We start from the raw sequence: 17,029 nt of genomic DNA, 5'->3' as shown, positions 1-17,029 counted from the left end.
GACCTGATGGACTTCGCACTGACAGGTGAGCAGGAGGCGCTGCGGGACACCGCGGCGAAGTACCTCGCCGACGACAGGTCCACCGCCGACGGCCGGGTTGCCTGGACCGAGATCGCCGACCTGGGGTGGCTCGACGCCGAGCTGGGCACCGTCGAGCTGGCGCTGCTCGCCGAGCAGCTCGGCTGGGCGCGCAGCCCGTCACCCTGGTGGACCACGGTGAGCCTGGCCGGCCCGGCGCTGCGGGCGGCGGGCCGGCCGGTCGCCCGCCCCGCGACCCTGGCCTGGGCGTGGGAGAACGGCCCCGGCACCCTCGCCGAGGTGGTGGCCGCCGCCCGCCGACCGACGGGCACCGACCCCACCGCGACGGCAGCCCGCTCGCCGGGCGCCGCCGCGGCCGCTCGCTCGTTGACGGGCGACGTCGCCCACGCAGGCACGCCGTCGACCGACAACCCGGGCGTCGGCTGCGCCGTCGCCGTCGACGGGACGCTGACCGGGCGCGCGATCCGCGTGCCGCACGCGGTCGACGCGGTGGACCTGGTGGTGGCCGTGACCGGGGCGTACGGAGTGGAGCTGCGCCTGGTCGACACGGCCGTGGTGCGGGCGACACCGGCCGGTGCCGGCGGACAGGCGCTCGACCCGAGCCGCGCCGTCTCGACAGTGGAGCTGACCGGCGTACCCTCGACGCTCCTCGTGGCCGCGGACGCCGCCGCCGACGTGCTGGCGCTCACCCGGCGGCGGGCCCTGGCGCTGCTCGCCGCCGAGGCCGTCGGCGTGGGGGCGAGGGCCCTCGCCTGGGCCGGCGCGTACGCCGCCACCCGCACCCAGTTCGGCGCGCCGATCGGCGCCAACCAGGCGGTCGCGCACCCCCTCGCCGAGTGCTACGGGCAGGTCGAGACGGCCCGCTCGCTTGCCTACCGGGCGGCGTGGACGGTCGACGAGGAGACGGGCCGGGTCGCCGACCGGGCGGTGCTCACGGCCAACGTGGCCGCCCGGGAGGCCGCGCTCAACGCCTGCGAGGTCGCCATCCAGACCTACGGGGGCAGCGGCTTCACCTGGGAGCAGCCGCTGCACCACTGGTACCGCAGGGCCTGGTGGCTGGCGACCTTCGACGGCACGGTCGCCGACGCGCGGGCCGAGCTGGCCGGGCTGTTGCTGGACGACTGACCCGCCGCCCTGGCGGCTCAGCCGTCGGCGGTCAGGACGAGCCGGGGCGGTAGGAGCCGAAGCTCCACAGGTTGCCCTCGGCGTCGCGGACCGAGTAGCCCTGGCCGCCGTAGTCCTCGTCGCGGAGCTTCTGCACGACCTCGGCGCCCGCCGCGACGACCCGTTCGTAGTGCGCCGCCACGTCGTCGAGCACCACATAGGTCGAGGCGGGCCCGCTGTCCAGAACGAGCCGGCCGTCGCTGCCGTCCGTCTGGGAGGCGAGCATGACCATGCCGTTTCCCCAGGTCAGCTGCGCGTGACTGATGGAGTCGTCCGGGCCGGGGACGACCAGCTCCGCGCGAAAACCGACGACGTCGACAAGCCACCCGATGGCGGCCGGCGCGTCGCGGTAGCGCAGGGTGGGGATGACTTCCGGGCCTCTGCTCATACACGAGAGTCTAATGAAGAATCGCGGATAGCACATGTGATGCGTCCTGGCATGTCGCGTATTCGGCTACGCTGAGCCCATGCTTCGCTACGATTTCGTGGTCGTCGGCGCGGGCGCGGCCGGCGCGGTGCTCGCGGCCCGCCTGAGCGAGGAGCCGGGCCGTTCCGTGTTGCTGCTGGAGGCCGGCCCGGACCTCGTCGGAGCCGCGGTGCCCGAGGCGTTGCGGACCGGCTCGGTGGAGGCCGAGGACGGCTTCGACTGGGATCTGCGGGCGACAGTCGTCGACGGTCGGGAGGCGCCGCTGCGGCGCGGCCGGGTGGTCGGCGGCTCGACGCAGATCAACGACCGCGGCGCGATGCGGGCCCCGGCAGCCGACTTCGTCTCGTGGGGCGCGCGCAGCCTGCCCGAGTGGGACTGGCCGGCGGTGCTCCCGGCGTTTCGCCGGTTGGAGGCCGACCAGCAGTTCGGCGACCGTGACCACCACGGCGCCGACGGGCCCGTCCCGATCACCAGGTGGCCGCGCGGTGAGCTGACGCCGGCGATGGACGGCTTCCTGCAGGCCACGCTCGGCCTGGGCCACGACTACCAGGAGGACATGAACGCCCCCGACGCCGTCGGCATCGGGATGTATCCGCAGAACCGGCGCGATCGGCTGCGGATGTCCACAGCCCTCACCCACCTCGACCCGGCCCGTTCGCGGTCCAATCTGGTCGTCCGCGGCGACGCCGAGGTCGAGCGCGTGCTGCTCGACGGCGGGCGGGCGGTGGGTGTGCAGGTCGCGGGGGAGCGGATCGACGCCGGCGAGGTGATCCTCTGCGCCGGCTCGCCGTACAGCCCGGCTCTGCTGCTGCGCTCGGGGATCGGCCCCGCCGACGAGCTGCGCGCGGCCGGCGTCACGTCGCTCGTCGACCTGCCCGGTGTGGGCGCGGACGTGATCGACCAGCCCGGCGCGATCATCCTGGTCGTTCCCGAGCCGGAGACGATCGGCGGCGACTGGCCGCGTACGCAGCTCATCGCGCGGCTCGCCGGCATCCCGGGTCACGAGGTCGACCAGGCGTTCTACCTGAGCCTGTTCACCGGCATGAGCACGTCGCGGGGCCCCGGCGCCGGTCTGGACCGGATCATCGGCGTCGACCAGGTCAACACCGTGATGATCGGCGACATGGCGATGGCCTCGCGTGGACGGATCTCGGTGCGGGACGCCGACGGGGCGAGCCCACCCGTGGTCGACCTCGGGTTCTACTCGGCCGAGGGTGACCTCGCCCGGATGCGCGACGCGTACCGGCACGCGTGGGAGATCGCCAACCAGGCCGCGTTCACCAAGACGGTCTCCCGGTTCGCGCTCGTCGACGACGCGGTCGTGGGCGACGACGAGCAGCTCGACCACCTGTTGCGCGCCACCACGTACAGCCGGTTGAACCTGGTCGGCGGCGCGCGGATGGGCACGGCCGGCGACCCGGGCGCGGTCGTCGACGGGCGGTGCCGGGTGCATGGGGTGGCCAACCTGCGGGTCGTCGACGCCAGCATCGTGCCGGTGCCGCTGCGCGCGCCGGCCGCGTTGACGAGCATCATGATCGGCGAACGCGGGGCCGAGCTGGTCGCGGGCTAGCGCCTGGGTCAAAGCCCTGCCGGCCGGTGCCGTAGGTCCTAGCGGCGCAGCAGCGTCGACAGCGACGCGGACGGGTTGCCCACGACCGTCCGTGCCACGGCGACATAGCCGTCGAGCAGGCGTACGGCGTCGGCCGGGGCCAGCCGAGGCGTGTGGAACAGGACCACCCGCAGGCCGTCGCCGCGCGGGGCGATCGCCAGCTCGGTGCCGAAGCGGCTGCCGATCGCCTCGGGGACGAGCAACTCGAACTCGGTGTCGCCGACGCGTACGCGGTGGGACAGCTCGGCCATCATCTGGAACACCACGTCATCGACCCGGCCGCCCAGGTTGGCGCTGCCGGTGGCAACGGCCTGGTAGGGCTGCTCCTGGTTGGCGAAGGCGGCGGCTGTCGTCGCGTGCGTCGCCTGGAGCAGGGCCGCGAAGGTGGCGAACGGCGGCAGCCGGGTGCGCAGCACCACCATGTTGGCGCAGAACCCGACGGTGCGTTGACTCTCCGGCCGCGCGCGGTTGGCGAACAGCGAGGCGACGGCGAGGTCACCCTGCCCGGTGACGCGGTGCAGGACGGCGTAGTAGACGGCCAGGGCCACGGTGAACAGCGTCGTGCGGTGTCGCCGGGCCAGGGCGCGCAGCCCGTCGGCGACCTCGGCGTCCAGGTCGCGGGCCAGCACGCCCGGGGCGGCGTCCGGGGGCGGCTCGCGGTACGGCAGACGCGGCAACCGCAGCCCGGTCAGCTGACCGCGCCAGAACTCGCGGTGCCGGTCCAGCTCCGTGCCGGCCAGCCGGCCCTCCTGCCAGGCCACGAACTGCGGGTACTGCCAGCGCACCGGGGGCAACTCGGCCGACGCGTCGGCGTAGAGGGCGTGCAGCTCCTCGAACAGCAGCCCGCACGACCACGCGTCGGTGACCAGGTGGTGCATCGTGAAGCACGCGATCACCTCGTGGTCGTCGACCCGCCAGGCGGTGGCCCGGGTCGGCCACTGTGTGACGTCCACCCGGGTGGCCAGCTCGGTGGTGACGGCGGCGTCGGCGGCGGCACGCGGATCCGGCTCGTCGCGCAGGTCGACCACCCGCAGCTCGACGGGTCGCGGATCGTGCACGAGCTGGGACACCCGTGGTCCGCGTCCCACGACAGTGGTCCGCAGCGCCTCGTGCCGCGCAGTCAGCGCGGTGAGCGCCCGCTCCAGCGCGCCCAGGTCGACAGTGCCGGTGAGGCGGCACAGCAGCGGGCAGGTCAACGCCCCGTGGTCCGCCCGGTAGTGCTCGATGATGCCGAGCAGCCGCTGTCCCACGGAGGCCGGTACGGGTCGGGGGGCCACGCCACGACGGTACCGCTCGTCTTTGTATCTGTCATCAAGGGTCTGGCATCTTGTGTTCTCTCTCGGTACCTTGGGCGCATGTCTGGTCTGTCGGTGACCACCCCCGTGCACGCGCAGCTGACGTGGCACTACGAGTCCGAGATGCCCCGGGTGCTCTCCCTCTACGAACGGGCCAAGAGCGCGCAGTGGAACGCCAGCACCGATGTCGACTGGTCGATCGAGGTGCCGTTCGGTGAACCGTTGCCCGACGACTCCGCGTTCGCCATGGCGTCGTTCGAGGCGTCCCCGCTGGCGCGGCGCGGCCGCCCCATGTGGGACACGTTCCGCTGGGAGCTGCAGTCGTGGATGGTGAGCCAGTTCCTGCACGGTGAGCAGGGCGCGCTGGTGGTCGCCGCGCGCCTGGTCGAGGTCGTGCCCGACATCGACAGCAAGTACTACGCCGCGAGTCAGGCCGCCGACGAGGCCCGGCACGTCGAGGCGTTCTCCCGCTACCTGCGCGAGAAGGTGCCGAACCCGTACCCGATCAACCCGGCGCTGTCCGAGCTGATCGAGGACCTGCTCTCCGACTCCCGCTGGGACATCACCGCGCTGGGCATGCAGATCGTGGTCGAGGCCCTGGCGATGGCCGCGTTCCGGCTGGCCAACAGCACCTTCCACGACCGCCTCATCTGCGACATCACCCGCCTCGTGGCCCGCGACGAGGCCCGGCACGTGTCGTTCGGGGTGCTGTCGTTGGAGGGCATCTACCGGGAGATGACAAGCGCCGAGCTGGCCGACCGCGAGGACATGGTGCTCGACTCCGCGAGCCTGATGCGCCGCCGGTTCCTGCTGGAGGACGTCTGGGAGCGCATCGAGGTGGACCGCGGCGAGGGCGTCGACTTCGCGGCGCACAACGAGCTGATGATCAAGTATCGGCAGGCCATCTTCGCCCGCGTGGTCACCGCGTTGTCCAACATCGGCCTGCTGACTCCCCGGGTCCGCGAGGGCCTGGAGCGGCTGGACCTCATCGGGTTCGCCGACCGCTCGATCCGCGTTCCCCGCGCCTGAGGAGTCGGGAGGAGACATGCCAGTGCTCACCACGCTGACCCTCGACGGCATGTGCGACGACGTCGCGTCGCTGCTCGACGAGCCGGTGTCACCCGACGAGGATCTGCTGGAGCGCGGCCTCGACTCGATCGGCCTGATGCGACTCGCCGCCCGCTGGGCCGGCGCGGGTCTCACCTTCGCCCAACTCATCGAGCTGCGCACCGTCCGGCAGTGGCACGCGCTGGCCCACCCTTCGTCGACGCCCGCCACGGCGCCGGCTGCCGCCGACGACGAGCCCACGGTCGATCCGGACGAGCCGTTCGCCCTGGCGACCATGCAGCACGCGTACTGGGTCGGGCGGGCCGGTGAGCAGGCCCTCGGCGGCGTGGGGGCGCACTTCTACAACGAGTTCGACGGCAGGCAGGTGGACCCCGACCGGCTGGAGGGGGCCATCCGAGCCCTGGTGCGCCGCCACGACATGCTGCGGGCCCGCTTCCTCGACGACGGTCGGCAGCGGATCACCCCGGACGGCGCCTGGCCCGGCCTGACCGTGCACGACCTGCGGGAACTGCCCGCGTACGAGCGGGACCGACGGCTCGCCGACCTGCGCGCCACCCTGTCGCACCGCACCCTGCGGGTGGACCGGGGCGAGGTGTTCGACATCCAGCTCTGCCTACTGCCCGACGGGGCGAGCCGGGTGCACGTGGAGATCGAGATGCTGGTCGCCGACGCGCACAGCTTCCGGGTGCTCCTCGCCGACCTCGCAAGCCTCTACCGCCGGCCCGACGAGCCGCTGCCGCCCATCGACTACAGCTATCCCCGCTACCTGGCCACCCACGAGCGACGGCGGGCCGACGCCCGCGAGGCCGCCGCCGACTACTGGCGTCAGCGGGTGCCCGACCTGCCCGGCGGGCCCGACCTGCCGGTGGCCGTGGCCCCGGAACGGGTCAGCGGACACCGGGTCGTCCGCCATCACCACTGGCTCTCCGGCGCCGACCGGGACCGGCTCGCCGTCCGCGCCCGCGAGCACGGCGTCACCCTGTCGATGGTGTTCCTGACGGCCTTCGCCGAGGTCCTGGCCGCCTGGAGCAGCCGGCAACGCTTCCTGCTCAACCTGCCGCTGTACGACCGGACGCCGTACCACCCGGATGTGCCGTTGCTCAGTGGGGACTTCACCAACCTGCTGCTGCTGGAGGTCGACGCCACCGACGAGGTGCCGTTCGTCGACCGCGCCCGCCGTCTGGGCGAGCAGTTCGCCCGGGACGTGGCGCACAGCGCGTACTCCGGAGTGGACGTGCTGCGCGACCTGGCCCGCGCCCGCTCCGACCGGGCCGTGCTCGCGCCCGTGGTGTTCACCAGCGCGCTCAGCCTCGGCGACCTCTTCGGCGCCGACGTGCGGGAGTGCTTCGGCGACCCGGTGTGGACGTCGTCGCAGACCCCACAGGTGTGGTTGGACAACCAGGTCACCGAGCGCGAGGGCGGCCTGTACCTCAACTGGGACGTGGTGGCGGAGCTGTTCCCGCCCGGTGTGTCGGAGGCGATGTTCGCCGCGTACGTCCGGTTGCTCACCGGGCTGGTCGAGGGCGACTGGGCCGCGCCGCCGGGCGACCTGCTGCCGGGGAAGCAGCGGGCGGTGCGCGAGCGGGTGAACGCGACAGCCGCGCCGGTCACGCCCGGCCTGCTGCACGACGGGTTCTTCGACCGGGCGGCGCGCGAGCCGGCGCGGGTGGCGCTGCTCGGCGATGGTGTGTCGGTGTCCTATGGCGACCTGGCCGCTCGGGCGTTGACGCTGGCCGGGACGCTGGCGCGGGCCGGGGTCGCGTCGGGGGACGCGGTGGGTGTGTGTCTGCCCAAGGGCGTCGACCAGGTCGTCGCGGTGCTGGGTGTGCTGGCCGCCGGTGGTGTGTACGTGCCTGTCGGCGTGGACCAGCCGACCGCCCGGCGGGACCGGATCTGGCAGCGGGCCGGCGTGGAGACGGTCATCGGCGCGGGCGGGCTCGACCCGGCCGGTGACGGCGGCCCGGCCCTGGACGGCTGCGTGCCCGGTGACCCGGCGTCGGTCGCGTACGTCATCTTCACCTCCGGCTCCACGGGCGAACCCAAGGGCGTCGAGGTGCCGCACTCGGCCGCCGGCACCACCATCGAGGCCATCCGCCGCCGGTTCGACATCGGCGCGGACGACCGGGTCCTCGCCGTGTCGGCGCTGGACTTCGACCTGTCGGTGTTCGACATCTTCGCCCTGCTCGGCGTCGGCGGGGCGGTGGTGCTGATCGGCGAGCAGCAGCGCCGCGACGCGAGCGCCTGGCGGCGGCTCGTCGACACCAACCGGGTCACCGTCTGGCAGTCGGTCCCCGCGCTGCTGGACATGCTGCTGACCGCCGCCGAGGCCGAGGGTGGGCTGGACCACCTGCGGCTGGCGCTGCTCGGCGGCGACTGGGTCGGCATGGACCTGCGCGACCGCCTGGTGGCGCTGCGCCCCGACGCCCGGCTCGTCGCCCTGGGCGGCACTACCGAGACCGCCATCCACTCGACGGTCTTCGAGGTGGGCGACGTGCCGGCGCACTGGCGGTCCATCCCGTACGGGGTTCCGCTGCCGAACCAGCGCTGTCGCGTGGTGGACGGGCGGGGGCGGGACTGCCCGGACTGGGTGGTCGGTGAGTTGTGGATCGGTGGGGCGGGGGTGGCGGCCGGCTACCGGGGGGATCCGGAGCGCACCGCCCAGCGGTTCGTGACGCACGACGGGATGCGCTGGTACCGCACCGGTGACCTGGGCCGGTACTGGCCGGACGGGACGCTTGAGTTCCTCGGGCGGGCGGACTTCCAGGTCAAGATCCGTGGGCATCGCATCGAGTTGGGTGAGGTCGAGGCCGCCCTGGCCGACTGCCCCGGGGTACGCGAGGCCGTGGTGGTGGCCGTGGGTACCAGCACCCGCCGGCTCGCCGCCGCCGTCGTGCCGTCGGCGTCCGAGGTGGACCCGGAGACAGTACGGGAGTTCGTGGTCGACCGGCTGCCCGCGTACATGGTGCCCGAGCACGTCGCCGTGCTCGACGCGCTGCCCCTGAGCGGCAACGGCAAGATCGACCGGCCGGCGCTGGCACGACGGCTCGCCGAGGGCGCCGGCCGCTCCACGAAGGTCGAGCCACCCGCCGGGCCGGTCGAGACGGCACTGGCCACCCTCTGGGCCGACCTGCTCGGCGTGCCGACAGTCGGCCGCGCCGACAGCTTCTTCACCCTCGGCGGGGACAGCCTGCTCGCCACCCGCCTGCTCGGGCGGATGCGCTCGGCCGGGCTGGCCGGCGGGCAACTGCGCCGCCTCTTCGCCGAGCCGACCCTCGCCGGCTTCGCCGCCGGCGTACGCCTCGACACCGGCGCCGCGCTGAGCGGGACCTTCGTCGCCGACCCGGCGAACCGCCACGAGCCGTTCCCCGCGACCGACGTGCAGCGGGCGTACTGGATGGGCCGCAACGGCGACTTCGCCCTCGGTGAGATCGGCTCCCACTGGTACTGGGAATTCGACGGCGAGGACGTGGACCTCGACCGGCTCACCACGGCCTGGAACCGACTGGTCCGCCGGCACGAGATGCTGCGGGCCGTCTTCGACGCCGACGGACGCCAACGCGTCCAACCCGAAGTGCCCGAGGTGACGATTCCGATCGGCGAGGGTGAGGCCGCGCTCGCCGACCTGCGCGACAGGCTGTCGCACCGCATCGCCGACCCGACCCGCTGGCCGCTGGTGGCCATCGAGGCCGTCCGGTACGGGGACCGTCGCGTCCGGCTGGCGTTCAGCTTCGACTACATCGTGCTCGACGCGCTCAGCATCGTGACAGTCTTCGCCGAACTGTCCGCCCTATACGTCGACCTCGACGCGCCGCTGCGCCCGATCGGCGTGTCGTTTCGCGACTACGTGCTCACCGCCCGGCCGGACGAGACGACGGTCGAGGCCGACAAGCGCTACTGGTCGGCACAGGCCGCGGAAATGCCCCCCGCGCCGCAACTGCCGCTCGCCGTCGACCCCGATCGGGTGCGCGCGCCCCGCTTCGTCCGTCACGCGGCGCGGCTCGACCCCGCCGAGTGGACCGCCCTGGTCGACGCCGCCCGCGCCCACGGGGTGAGCCCGGCGGCCGTGCTCGCCACCGCGTACGCCGAGGTGCTCTCGGCCTTCAGCGCGCGCCCGGACCTCACCCTCAACCTGACCCTCTTCGACCGCCGCGAGGTGCACCCCGACATCGACCACGTGCTCGGTGACTTCACCTCGCTGCTGCTCGTCGGGCACCGCCCCGGCGCGGCCGACGACTTCCTGACCCTGGTACGCCGATTGCAGGAGCGCATGTGGGACGGCATCGAGCACAACGCCGTCTCGGCGATCTGGGTGCTGCGGGAGATCGCCCGGCGCACCGGCGCCCCTGCCGCCGCGATGCCCGTGGTCTTCACCAGCGCGCTGGGCATCAGCGACGAACTGGTGAGCATGTCGCTGCCGTTCGGCGAGCAGATCTGGGGCGCCTCGCAGACCCCGCAGGTGTGGCTGGACAACCAGGTCATGGAACGCGACGGTGGCCTGAGCATCAACTGGGACGTGGTGGCGGAGCTGTTCCCGCCCGACGTGGTGGAGACGATGTTCGCCGCGTACGTCAAGCTGCTGACCACCCTCGCGGCCGGGAACTGGGCACGGCAGGTGCCGGTCGGGCTCCCCGCCGGGCAGCGGGCCGTGCGCGAGCTGGTCAACGCGACAGCCGCGCCGATACCGCCCGGCCTGCTGCACGACGGGTTCTTCGCATGGGCGGCGCGGGAGCCTGATCGGGCGGCGCTGCTCGGCGACGGGGTGTCGGTGTCCTACGGGGACCTGGCCGCTCGGGCGTCGACCCTGGCCGGGGCGTTGACGCGAGCCGGGGTCGCTCCGGGGGACGCGGTGGGGGTGTGCCTGCCCAAGGGCGTCGACCAGGTCGTCGCGGTGCTGAGTGTGCTCGCCGCCGGTGGCGTGTACGTGCCTGTCGGCGTGGACCAGCCGGTGGTCCGCCGGGAGCGGATCCTCACCCGCGCCGACGTGAAGACTGTCATCGGCGCGGGCGGGCTCGACCCGGCCGGCGACGGCGGCCCGGCCCTGGACGGCTGCGTCCCGGTGGACCCGGCGTCGCTGGCGTACGTCATCTTCACCTCCGGCTCCACCGGCGAGCCCAAGGGCGTCGAGGTGTCCCACGCGGCGGCCACGAACACCATCGCGGCGGTCAACGACCGGCTGCGCCTCGGCCCGGACGACCGGGTCCTCGCCGTGTCGGCGCTGGACTTCGACCTGTCGGTGTACGACACCTTCGCCCTGCTCGGCGTCGGCGGCGCGGTGGTGCTCGTCGAGGAGGGACAGCGACGCGACGCCCGCACCTGGCTACGGCTCGTCAACGAGCACGACGTCACCATCTGGAACACCGTGCCCGCCCTGCTCGACATGCTGCTCACCGCGGCCGGCGACGAGCCGCTCGGCGCGTTGCGGCACGCCCTGGTCTCCGGCGACTGGGTCGGCCTGGACCTGCGCGACCGGCTGGTCGCCCGCCGGCCCGAGGCCCGGCTCACCGCCCTCGGCGGTGCCACCGAGGCGGGCATCTGGTCCAACGCGTTCGAGGTGGGCGAGGTGCCGGCGCACTGGCGGTCCATCCCGTACGGCTTCCCGCTGCCCAACCAGCGTTACCGCGTGGTGGACGGGCGGGGACGGGACTGCCCCGACTGGGTGGTCGGTGAACTGTGGATCGGTGGAGCGGGGGTGGCGGCCGGCTACCGGGGGGACCCGGAGCGCACCGCCCAGCGGTTCGTGACGCACGACGGGATGCGCTGGTACCGCACCGGTGACCTGGGCCGGTACTGGCCGGACGGCACGCTTGAGTTCCTGGGGCGGGCGGACTTCCAGGTCAAGATCCGCGGGCACCGCATCGAGTTGGGCGAGGTCGAGTCCGCCCTGACCGACTGCCCCGGCGTACGCGAGGCAGTGGTGGTCGCCGTGGGTACCAGCACTCGCCGGCTCGCCGCCGCCGTCGTACCGGAGGCGGGCGTCACCCTCGACCCGGACGCCACAGGCGCGTTCGTCGTCGACCGGCTGCCCGCGTACATGGTGCCCGAGCACGTCGCCGTGCTCGACGCGCTGCCCCTGAGCGGCAACGGCAAGATCGACCGAGGTGCGGTGGCCACCCTGCTCGCCAGCGGAGACAGCGCACCGGCCGACGAGCCACCCCACCCCGGCCTGGAGAGCGACCTCGGCGCGCTCTGGTCCGACCTGCTGAACGGCCCCGTTCCCGGCCGCACCCGCAACTTCTTCAGCCTCGGCGGGGACAGCCTGCTCGCCACCCGGCTGCTGGCCGTGCTGCGGGAACGCTACGGCGTCGACCTGCCGATGCGGGGCCTGCTCGACCGACCGACCATCGCGGACCTGGCCACCGCCGTGCAGCACGCCGCCGGCACGTACGAGGAAGGCACTGTATGAACGGGCAGGACCTCATCGCCGAGCTGGCGCAGGTCGGCGTCCACCTCTGGGAGGAGGACGGCCAGCTCCGCTTCCGGGCACCGACAGGCGTTCTCACCGACCAGCGCCGCGCCGCGCTCCGCCAGCACAAGGAGCAGGTGCTGGCCGTGCTGCGCGACGCCGCCGCACCCACCGCCGTGCCGCACCCCGAGCAGCGGTACGAGCCGTTCCCGCTCACCGACGTGCAGAGCGCCTACCTGCTCGGGCGGGGCGACAGCTTCGCCTACGGCGGAGTCGGCTGCCACGGCTACGGCGAGCTGACCTTTGCCGAGCTGGACGTGGACCGGCTGGAACGCGCCTGGCACGAGGTCGTCGCCCGGCACGACATGCTGCGGGCAGTCGTCAACCGCGACGGCTCCCAGCAGGTACGACCCGACGTGCCGGCGTACCGGATCGAGGTGCGCGACACCGACGCGGCCGGCTTCGCCGACGCGGTGGCCGCCACCCGGGCGGAGCTGGACCACCGCCGCTACGACCCGCAGCAGTGGCCGCTGTTCGCGCTGCGGCTCACCCGCGGCCCGCAGCGGTGCGTCCTGCACTTCTCGATCGACTTCCTGGTCTGCGACTTCGTCAGCATCAACATCCTGCTCGACGAGCTGGGCCGCCGCTACGCGGGCGACCCGCCCACCGATGAGCTGACACTGACGTTCCGTGACCACCTGCTGGCCACCGAGCCGCTGCGCGGCGGCCCCCGCCACGACGCCGACCGGGACTGGTGGCTGGCCCGGCTCGACGACCTGCCCCCGGCGCCGGAGCTGCCCCTGCGCGGCGGCGCCACGGCCGCGCCGCCCCGGTTCCGCCGCCTCGACCTGCGGCTCGACCCGACCGAGTGGGCCGGGTTGCGCCAACGCGCCGGGCAGCACGGCATCAGCCCGTCGGGCGCGGTGCTCGCCGCGTACGTCGAGGTGATCGCCGCGTGGAGCGTGCACCCGCGCTTCACCGTCGACGTCACCCTGCTCAACCGGACGCCCACGCACCCGCAGGTGGACCGGATCGTCGGCGACTTCACCTCGGTCAGCCTGCTCGCCGTGGAGCAGAGCCCGGACGCGCCGGTGCAGGAACGGGCCAAGCGCATCCAGGCGCAGCTCTGGTCCGACCTGGACCACCGCCGGTTCTCCGGCGTCGACGTGGTCCGCGAGCTGGCCCGTCGCCGGGGCGCCGACGCCGCGCTGATGCCCATCGTCTTCACCAGCGCCATCGGGCTGGGCGGCGACACCGGCGTGGAGGGCTTCGGTGAACTGGGGTACGGCATCAGCCAGACCCCGCAGGTGTGGATCGACTGCCAGAACATCGAGCGTTCCGGTGGGCTGGCCACCAACTGGGACGTCCGCGAGGGGGTCTTCCCCGACGGTGTCGTCGACGAGATGTTCGCCGCGTACGCCGCGCTGCTGCGCCGGCTGGCGGGCACCGACGAGGCGTGGGAGGAGCTGGCCCCGGTGGCGCTGCCCGAGGCGAGCGCCCGCCGCCGCGCCGAGGTCAACGACACCGCCGCACCGCTGCCCGACGGGCTGCTGCACGAGGGGGTGCTCGCCCAGGCGCTGCGGACCCCGGACCGGGTGGCCGTGGTGGCCGCCGACGGCACCCTCACGTACCGGCAGCTCACCGGCCGTGCCACGGCGGTGGCCGCGCGGCTCGCCGAGGCCGGCTGCCGGCCCGGGGACCTGGTCGCGGTGGTCGCCGAGAAGGGCTGGCGGCAGGTGGTGGCGGTGTTCGGCGTCCTGCTGGCCGGTGGGGCGTACGTGCCTGTCGACACCAATCAGCCGCCCGTGCGCCGCGACCTGATCCTCGACGGCGCGGGGATCCGGCACGTCCTCACCGAGGCCGACCGGGTGGCCGGCGACTGGCCGGAGGGTGTGACGCCGATCGCTGTGGACGACTGCGACGGGCCGGCGCCGACGGCCCTGCCGGCCCGCACGGTCGGCCCGGACGACCGCGCGTACGTCATCCACACCTCCGGGTCGACGGGCACCCCGAAGGGCGTGGTGATCACCCACCGGGCGGCCCTGAACACCGTGGCGGACATCAACGCCCGGTTCGACGTGACGCCTGACGACCGTGTCCTCGGCCTGGCCAGTCTGGGCTTCGACCTGTCCGTCTACGACCTGTTCGGCCCGCCGGCGGTAGGCGCGGCGCTGGTGCTGCCCGCGCCGCAGCGGCGCGGCGACCCCACCCACTGGGCGGAGCTGGTCGCCGAGAACGAGGTGACCCTCTGGAACTCGGTGCCGGCGCAGTTGCAGATGCTCGCCGACTACCTCGCGGCCGCGCCGATGGTTCGGATCCCCTCGCTGCGGCTGGCCCTGCTCAGCGGCGACTGGATCCCGGTCACCCTGCCGGACCAGATCCGCGATCTCGTCCCCGGTCTGGCAGTGGTCAGCCTCGGCGGCGCGACCGAGGCCGCCATCTGGTCGATCATCCACCCGATCGGGCGGGTCGACACGTCCTGGCGCAGCATCCCGTACGGGGTGCCGCTGACCAACCAGAGCTGGCACGTCCGGGACGCCGCGCTGCGGCCCCGCCCGGACTGGGTCGCCGGGGAGCTGTACATCGGCGGCGCCGGGCTGGCGCTGGGCTACCTCGGCGACGAGGCCCGCACCGCCGAGCGGTTCGTCACCGACCCGTTTACAGGCGAGCGCTTGTATCGCACCGGCGACCTGGGCCGCTACCGACCCGACGGCACCATCGAGTTCCTCGGCCGGGAGGACTTCCAGGTCAAGATCCGCGGCCATCGGATCGAGTTGGCCGAGGTCGAGTCGGCGTTGCTCGCGCACCCGGGGGTGGGCGGGGCGATCGCGGTGGTCGACGGTGACCGTCCCTTGGAGAGGCGACTGGCCGCCGTCGTCCAGCCCGCCGCGGTCGAGCCCGGCAGTGGGCAGCCGGTCGACCCGGCCGGACCCACCGCGGCCGGGTCCGCGCTGGTGGCCGGCACCGACCTGGGGGCCTACGAGGCGTACCTGCACGAGCTGGACTCTCTCGGCCTCACCGCGATGCTGGACACCCTGCGCGCCGCCGGCCTCGCGCTCGACGACCGCCCGCACCGCCTCGACGAGGTGTACGCCGCCACCCGCGTCGCGCCCCGGCACCGCCGGCTGCTGCGCCGCTGGCTGCGGGCGCTCACCGACAGCGGGGTGCTGCGCCACGACGACGACGGCTATCGGCTGGCCGGCGCGCCACCACCTGCCGCGCGGGCCTGGGACGCGGTGGCCGAGCGCGCGGCGGCGGTCGGGGAGTCCCCCGAGCTGGTCCGCTACTTCCAGGCCAGCGCCACCGCGCTGCCGGCGCTGCTGCGCGGCGACGAGGACCCCCTCGCGCTGCTCTTTCCCGGCGGTGAGCTGGCCGTGTCGGACAACCTCTACGCCGACGCCCTGTTCAACAGGTGGGCCAACGCGGTCGCGGCGGCGACCGTCCGGTCGCTGGCCGAGCGGCTGGACGGGCCGGTGCGCGTCGTCGAGGTCGGCGCCGGGTCCGGCGGTACGACAGCTGCGGTGCTCGACGCGCTGGACGGCCTCGACGTCGACTACCTCTACACCGACCTGTCCGCGTTCTTCCTCGGCGCCGGCCGGCAACGCTTCGCCGACCGGCCGGGGCTGCGGTTCGCGCAGCTCGACCTCGACGCCGACCTGGCCGGGCAGGGCATGGCCCCGAACAGCGCCGACATCGTGATCGCCGGCGACGTCCTGCACGCCACCCGCGACGTGCCGGCCACGCTGGCCCGGCTGCGCGGCCTGCTCGCCCCCGGCGGGCACCTGGTGCTGCTGGAGATGACCCGGGAGCACTACCAGATCATGACGTCACTGGAGCTGCTGGTGCGGCTCGACGACGACCTCGGTGACTTCGTCGACCTGCGCCGGGGCACCGACCGCACGTTCCTCACCGGCGACGAGTGGCGCGGCCTGCTCGCCGCCGCCGGGGCGTCGCCCGTGCTCGACCTGCCGTCGGCCGCCGACCCGATGGCCGGGCTCGGCATGCGGATCATCGCCGCGCGGGTGAAGGCCGACCGGCGGCGGGTGGTGCCCGACGAGCTGCGGGCGCACCTGGCCGACCGGCTGCCCGACTACATGATCCCGGGCGTGCTGCAGGTCGTCGACGACCTGCCCCGCACGGCCAACGGCAAACTGGACCGGGCGGCCGTACGCCGGCTGGTGGCGGCCACGACTGCCGGTCCCGAGGCGACCGCCACGGCCCCGCTCACCGAGCTGGAGGAGCAGATCGCGGCCGTCTGGGCCGACGTGCTGCGGGTGGAGCGGGTCGGACGGGACGCGGACTTCTTCGCCCTCGGCGGTGACTCGCTGCTCGCCGCGAAACTCGCCGGTCAGCTCGCCGAGCGGGTGCCGGCCGCCGCCGACGTCTTCTTCGACGAGCTGCTGCGCCGGATCCTGGAGCACCCGACCGTCGCGGACCTGGCCGATCACCTGGCCGCCGTGGGCAGCGTCCGACCCGACGAGGAGCCGGCCGGCAGCGACACCGGCGAGGTGGTGGCCCTGGCCGGTGAGGGTCCGCCCCGCTACGTGCTGGTGCACGACGGCAGCGGCAGCCTCGACGGGTACGCCGGGCTGGCCGAGCGGCTGGCCGGCAGCGGTGCCGTGTGCGGGATCGTGGACGGCGGGCTGCACCGCTACGCGGGTCTCGACCCGGCGCCGCTTGTGCAACGCCTCGCCGCCGACTACACGAGCGCGCTGGCCGCGCACGTGTCGGCCGGGGAGCTGGTGCTGGTGGGTCGGGGCGCGGCCGGCGTGCTGGCGTTGGAGCTGGCCCGGCAGCTCACCGAGTCCGGAGTGGACGTGGCGACCCTGGTGGTCGCCGACCCGGTCGACGGCGACGGCTACGGCAGTTCCCCGTACGCGGGCGACGTCACGCTCCTGTGCGCGGACGAGCCGGACCCGACGAGCGTCGACTGGTGGCGCGACGTGTGCCTGGGCGAGCTGACCGTGCGACGGGTGCCCGACGATCCGGGCGAGTGGGCCGGCCCGATCGCCGAGGAGGGCTGA

Annotated in this window: 7 protein-coding genes; 5 read left to right on the top strand and 2 right to left on the bottom strand. The window is 73.9% G+C overall.

Annotated elements, in window-relative coordinates:
* Positions 1 to 6: 6 nt before the first annotated feature.
* Positions 7 to 1,164, top strand: coding sequence for an acyl-CoA dehydrogenase (locus AB0K10_RS21590; protein WP_363686019.1), 1,158 nt, complete (start codon positions 7 to 9; stop codon positions 1,162 to 1,164).
* A gap of 31 nt (positions 1,165 to 1,195) precedes the next feature.
* On the opposite strand, the gene AB0K10_RS21585 is transcribed toward AB0K10_RS21590, so the two are convergent.
* Entirely contained in the window at positions 1,196 to 1,591 is a 396-nt protein-coding gene (locus AB0K10_RS21585) for a VOC family protein (RefSeq protein ID WP_363686017.1), read from the bottom strand.
* A 79-nt stretch (positions 1,592 to 1,670) separates the two neighbouring features.
* Here AB0K10_RS21585 and AB0K10_RS21580 point away from each other — a divergent pair, with 79 nt between their 5' ends.
* Positions 1,671 to 3,200: a GMC family oxidoreductase N-terminal domain-containing protein gene (locus tag AB0K10_RS21580; RefSeq protein WP_363686015.1), complete on the top strand. Its 1,530-nt coding sequence runs from the start codon at positions 1,671 to 1,673 to the stop codon at positions 3,198 to 3,200.
* A 38-nt stretch (positions 3,201 to 3,238) separates the two neighbouring features.
* Here AB0K10_RS21580 and AB0K10_RS21575 read toward each other — a convergent pair whose 3' ends face one another.
* Entirely contained in the window at positions 3,239 to 4,516 is a 1,278-nt protein-coding gene (locus tag AB0K10_RS21575; protein ID WP_363686013.1) for a condensation domain-containing protein, read from the bottom strand.
* Between the two features lie 78 nt (positions 4,517 to 4,594).
* Here AB0K10_RS21575 and AB0K10_RS21570 point away from each other — a divergent pair, with 78 nt between their 5' ends.
* The 3 genes from AB0K10_RS21570 to AB0K10_RS21560 are packed head-to-tail and all read left to right on the top strand — an operon-like array spanning position 4,595 to position 17,029.
* Entirely contained in the window at positions 4,595 to 5,563 is a 969-nt protein-coding gene (locus AB0K10_RS21570) for a ferritin-like domain-containing protein (protein ID WP_363686011.1), read from the top strand.
* A gap of 16 nt (positions 5,564 to 5,579) precedes the next feature.
* A complete protein-coding gene (locus AB0K10_RS21565) occupies positions 5,580 to 12,005 on the top strand; it encodes an amino acid adenylation domain-containing protein (RefSeq protein WP_363686009.1) in 6,426 nt (2,141 codons plus the stop codon).
* Positions 12,002 to 17,029, top strand: a complete 5,028-nt coding sequence (locus AB0K10_RS21560; RefSeq protein WP_363686007.1) for an amino acid adenylation domain-containing protein — start codon at positions 12,002 to 12,004, stop codon at positions 17,027 to 17,029. The genes AB0K10_RS21565 and AB0K10_RS21560 overlap by 4 nt, the downstream gene beginning before the upstream one ends.

The sequence above is a fragment of the Micromonospora sp. NPDC049274 genome (genome assembly GCF_040678875.1).
Lineage (GTDB): Bacteria > Actinomycetota > Actinomycetes > Mycobacteriales > Micromonosporaceae > Micromonospora.
The sequence above is the reverse complement of the archived record's forward strand: the minus strand, read 5'-3'. Positions and strand labels throughout refer to the sequence as shown.

Coding starts and splice junctions, on each gene's coding strand:
- AB0K10_RS21565 (WP_363686009.1), top strand. CDS start 5,580: ATGCCAGTGCTCACCACGCTGACCCTCGACGGCATGTGCGACGACGTC.
- AB0K10_RS21570 (WP_363686011.1), top strand. CDS start 4,595: ATGTCTGGTCTGTCGGTGACCACCCCCGTGCACGCGCAGCTGACGTGG.
- AB0K10_RS21590 (WP_363686019.1), top strand. CDS start 7: ATGGACTTCGCACTGACAGGTGAGCAGGAGGCGCTGCGGGACACCGCG.
- AB0K10_RS21580 (WP_363686015.1), top strand. CDS start 1,671: ATGCTTCGCTACGATTTCGTGGTCGTCGGCGCGGGCGCGGCCGGCGCG.
- AB0K10_RS21560 (WP_363686007.1), top strand. CDS start 12,002: ATGAACGGGCAGGACCTCATCGCCGAGCTGGCGCAGGTCGGCGTCCAC.
- AB0K10_RS21585 (WP_363686017.1), bottom strand. CDS start 1,591: ATGAGCAGAGGCCCGGAAGTCATCCCCACCCTGCGCTACCGCGACGCG.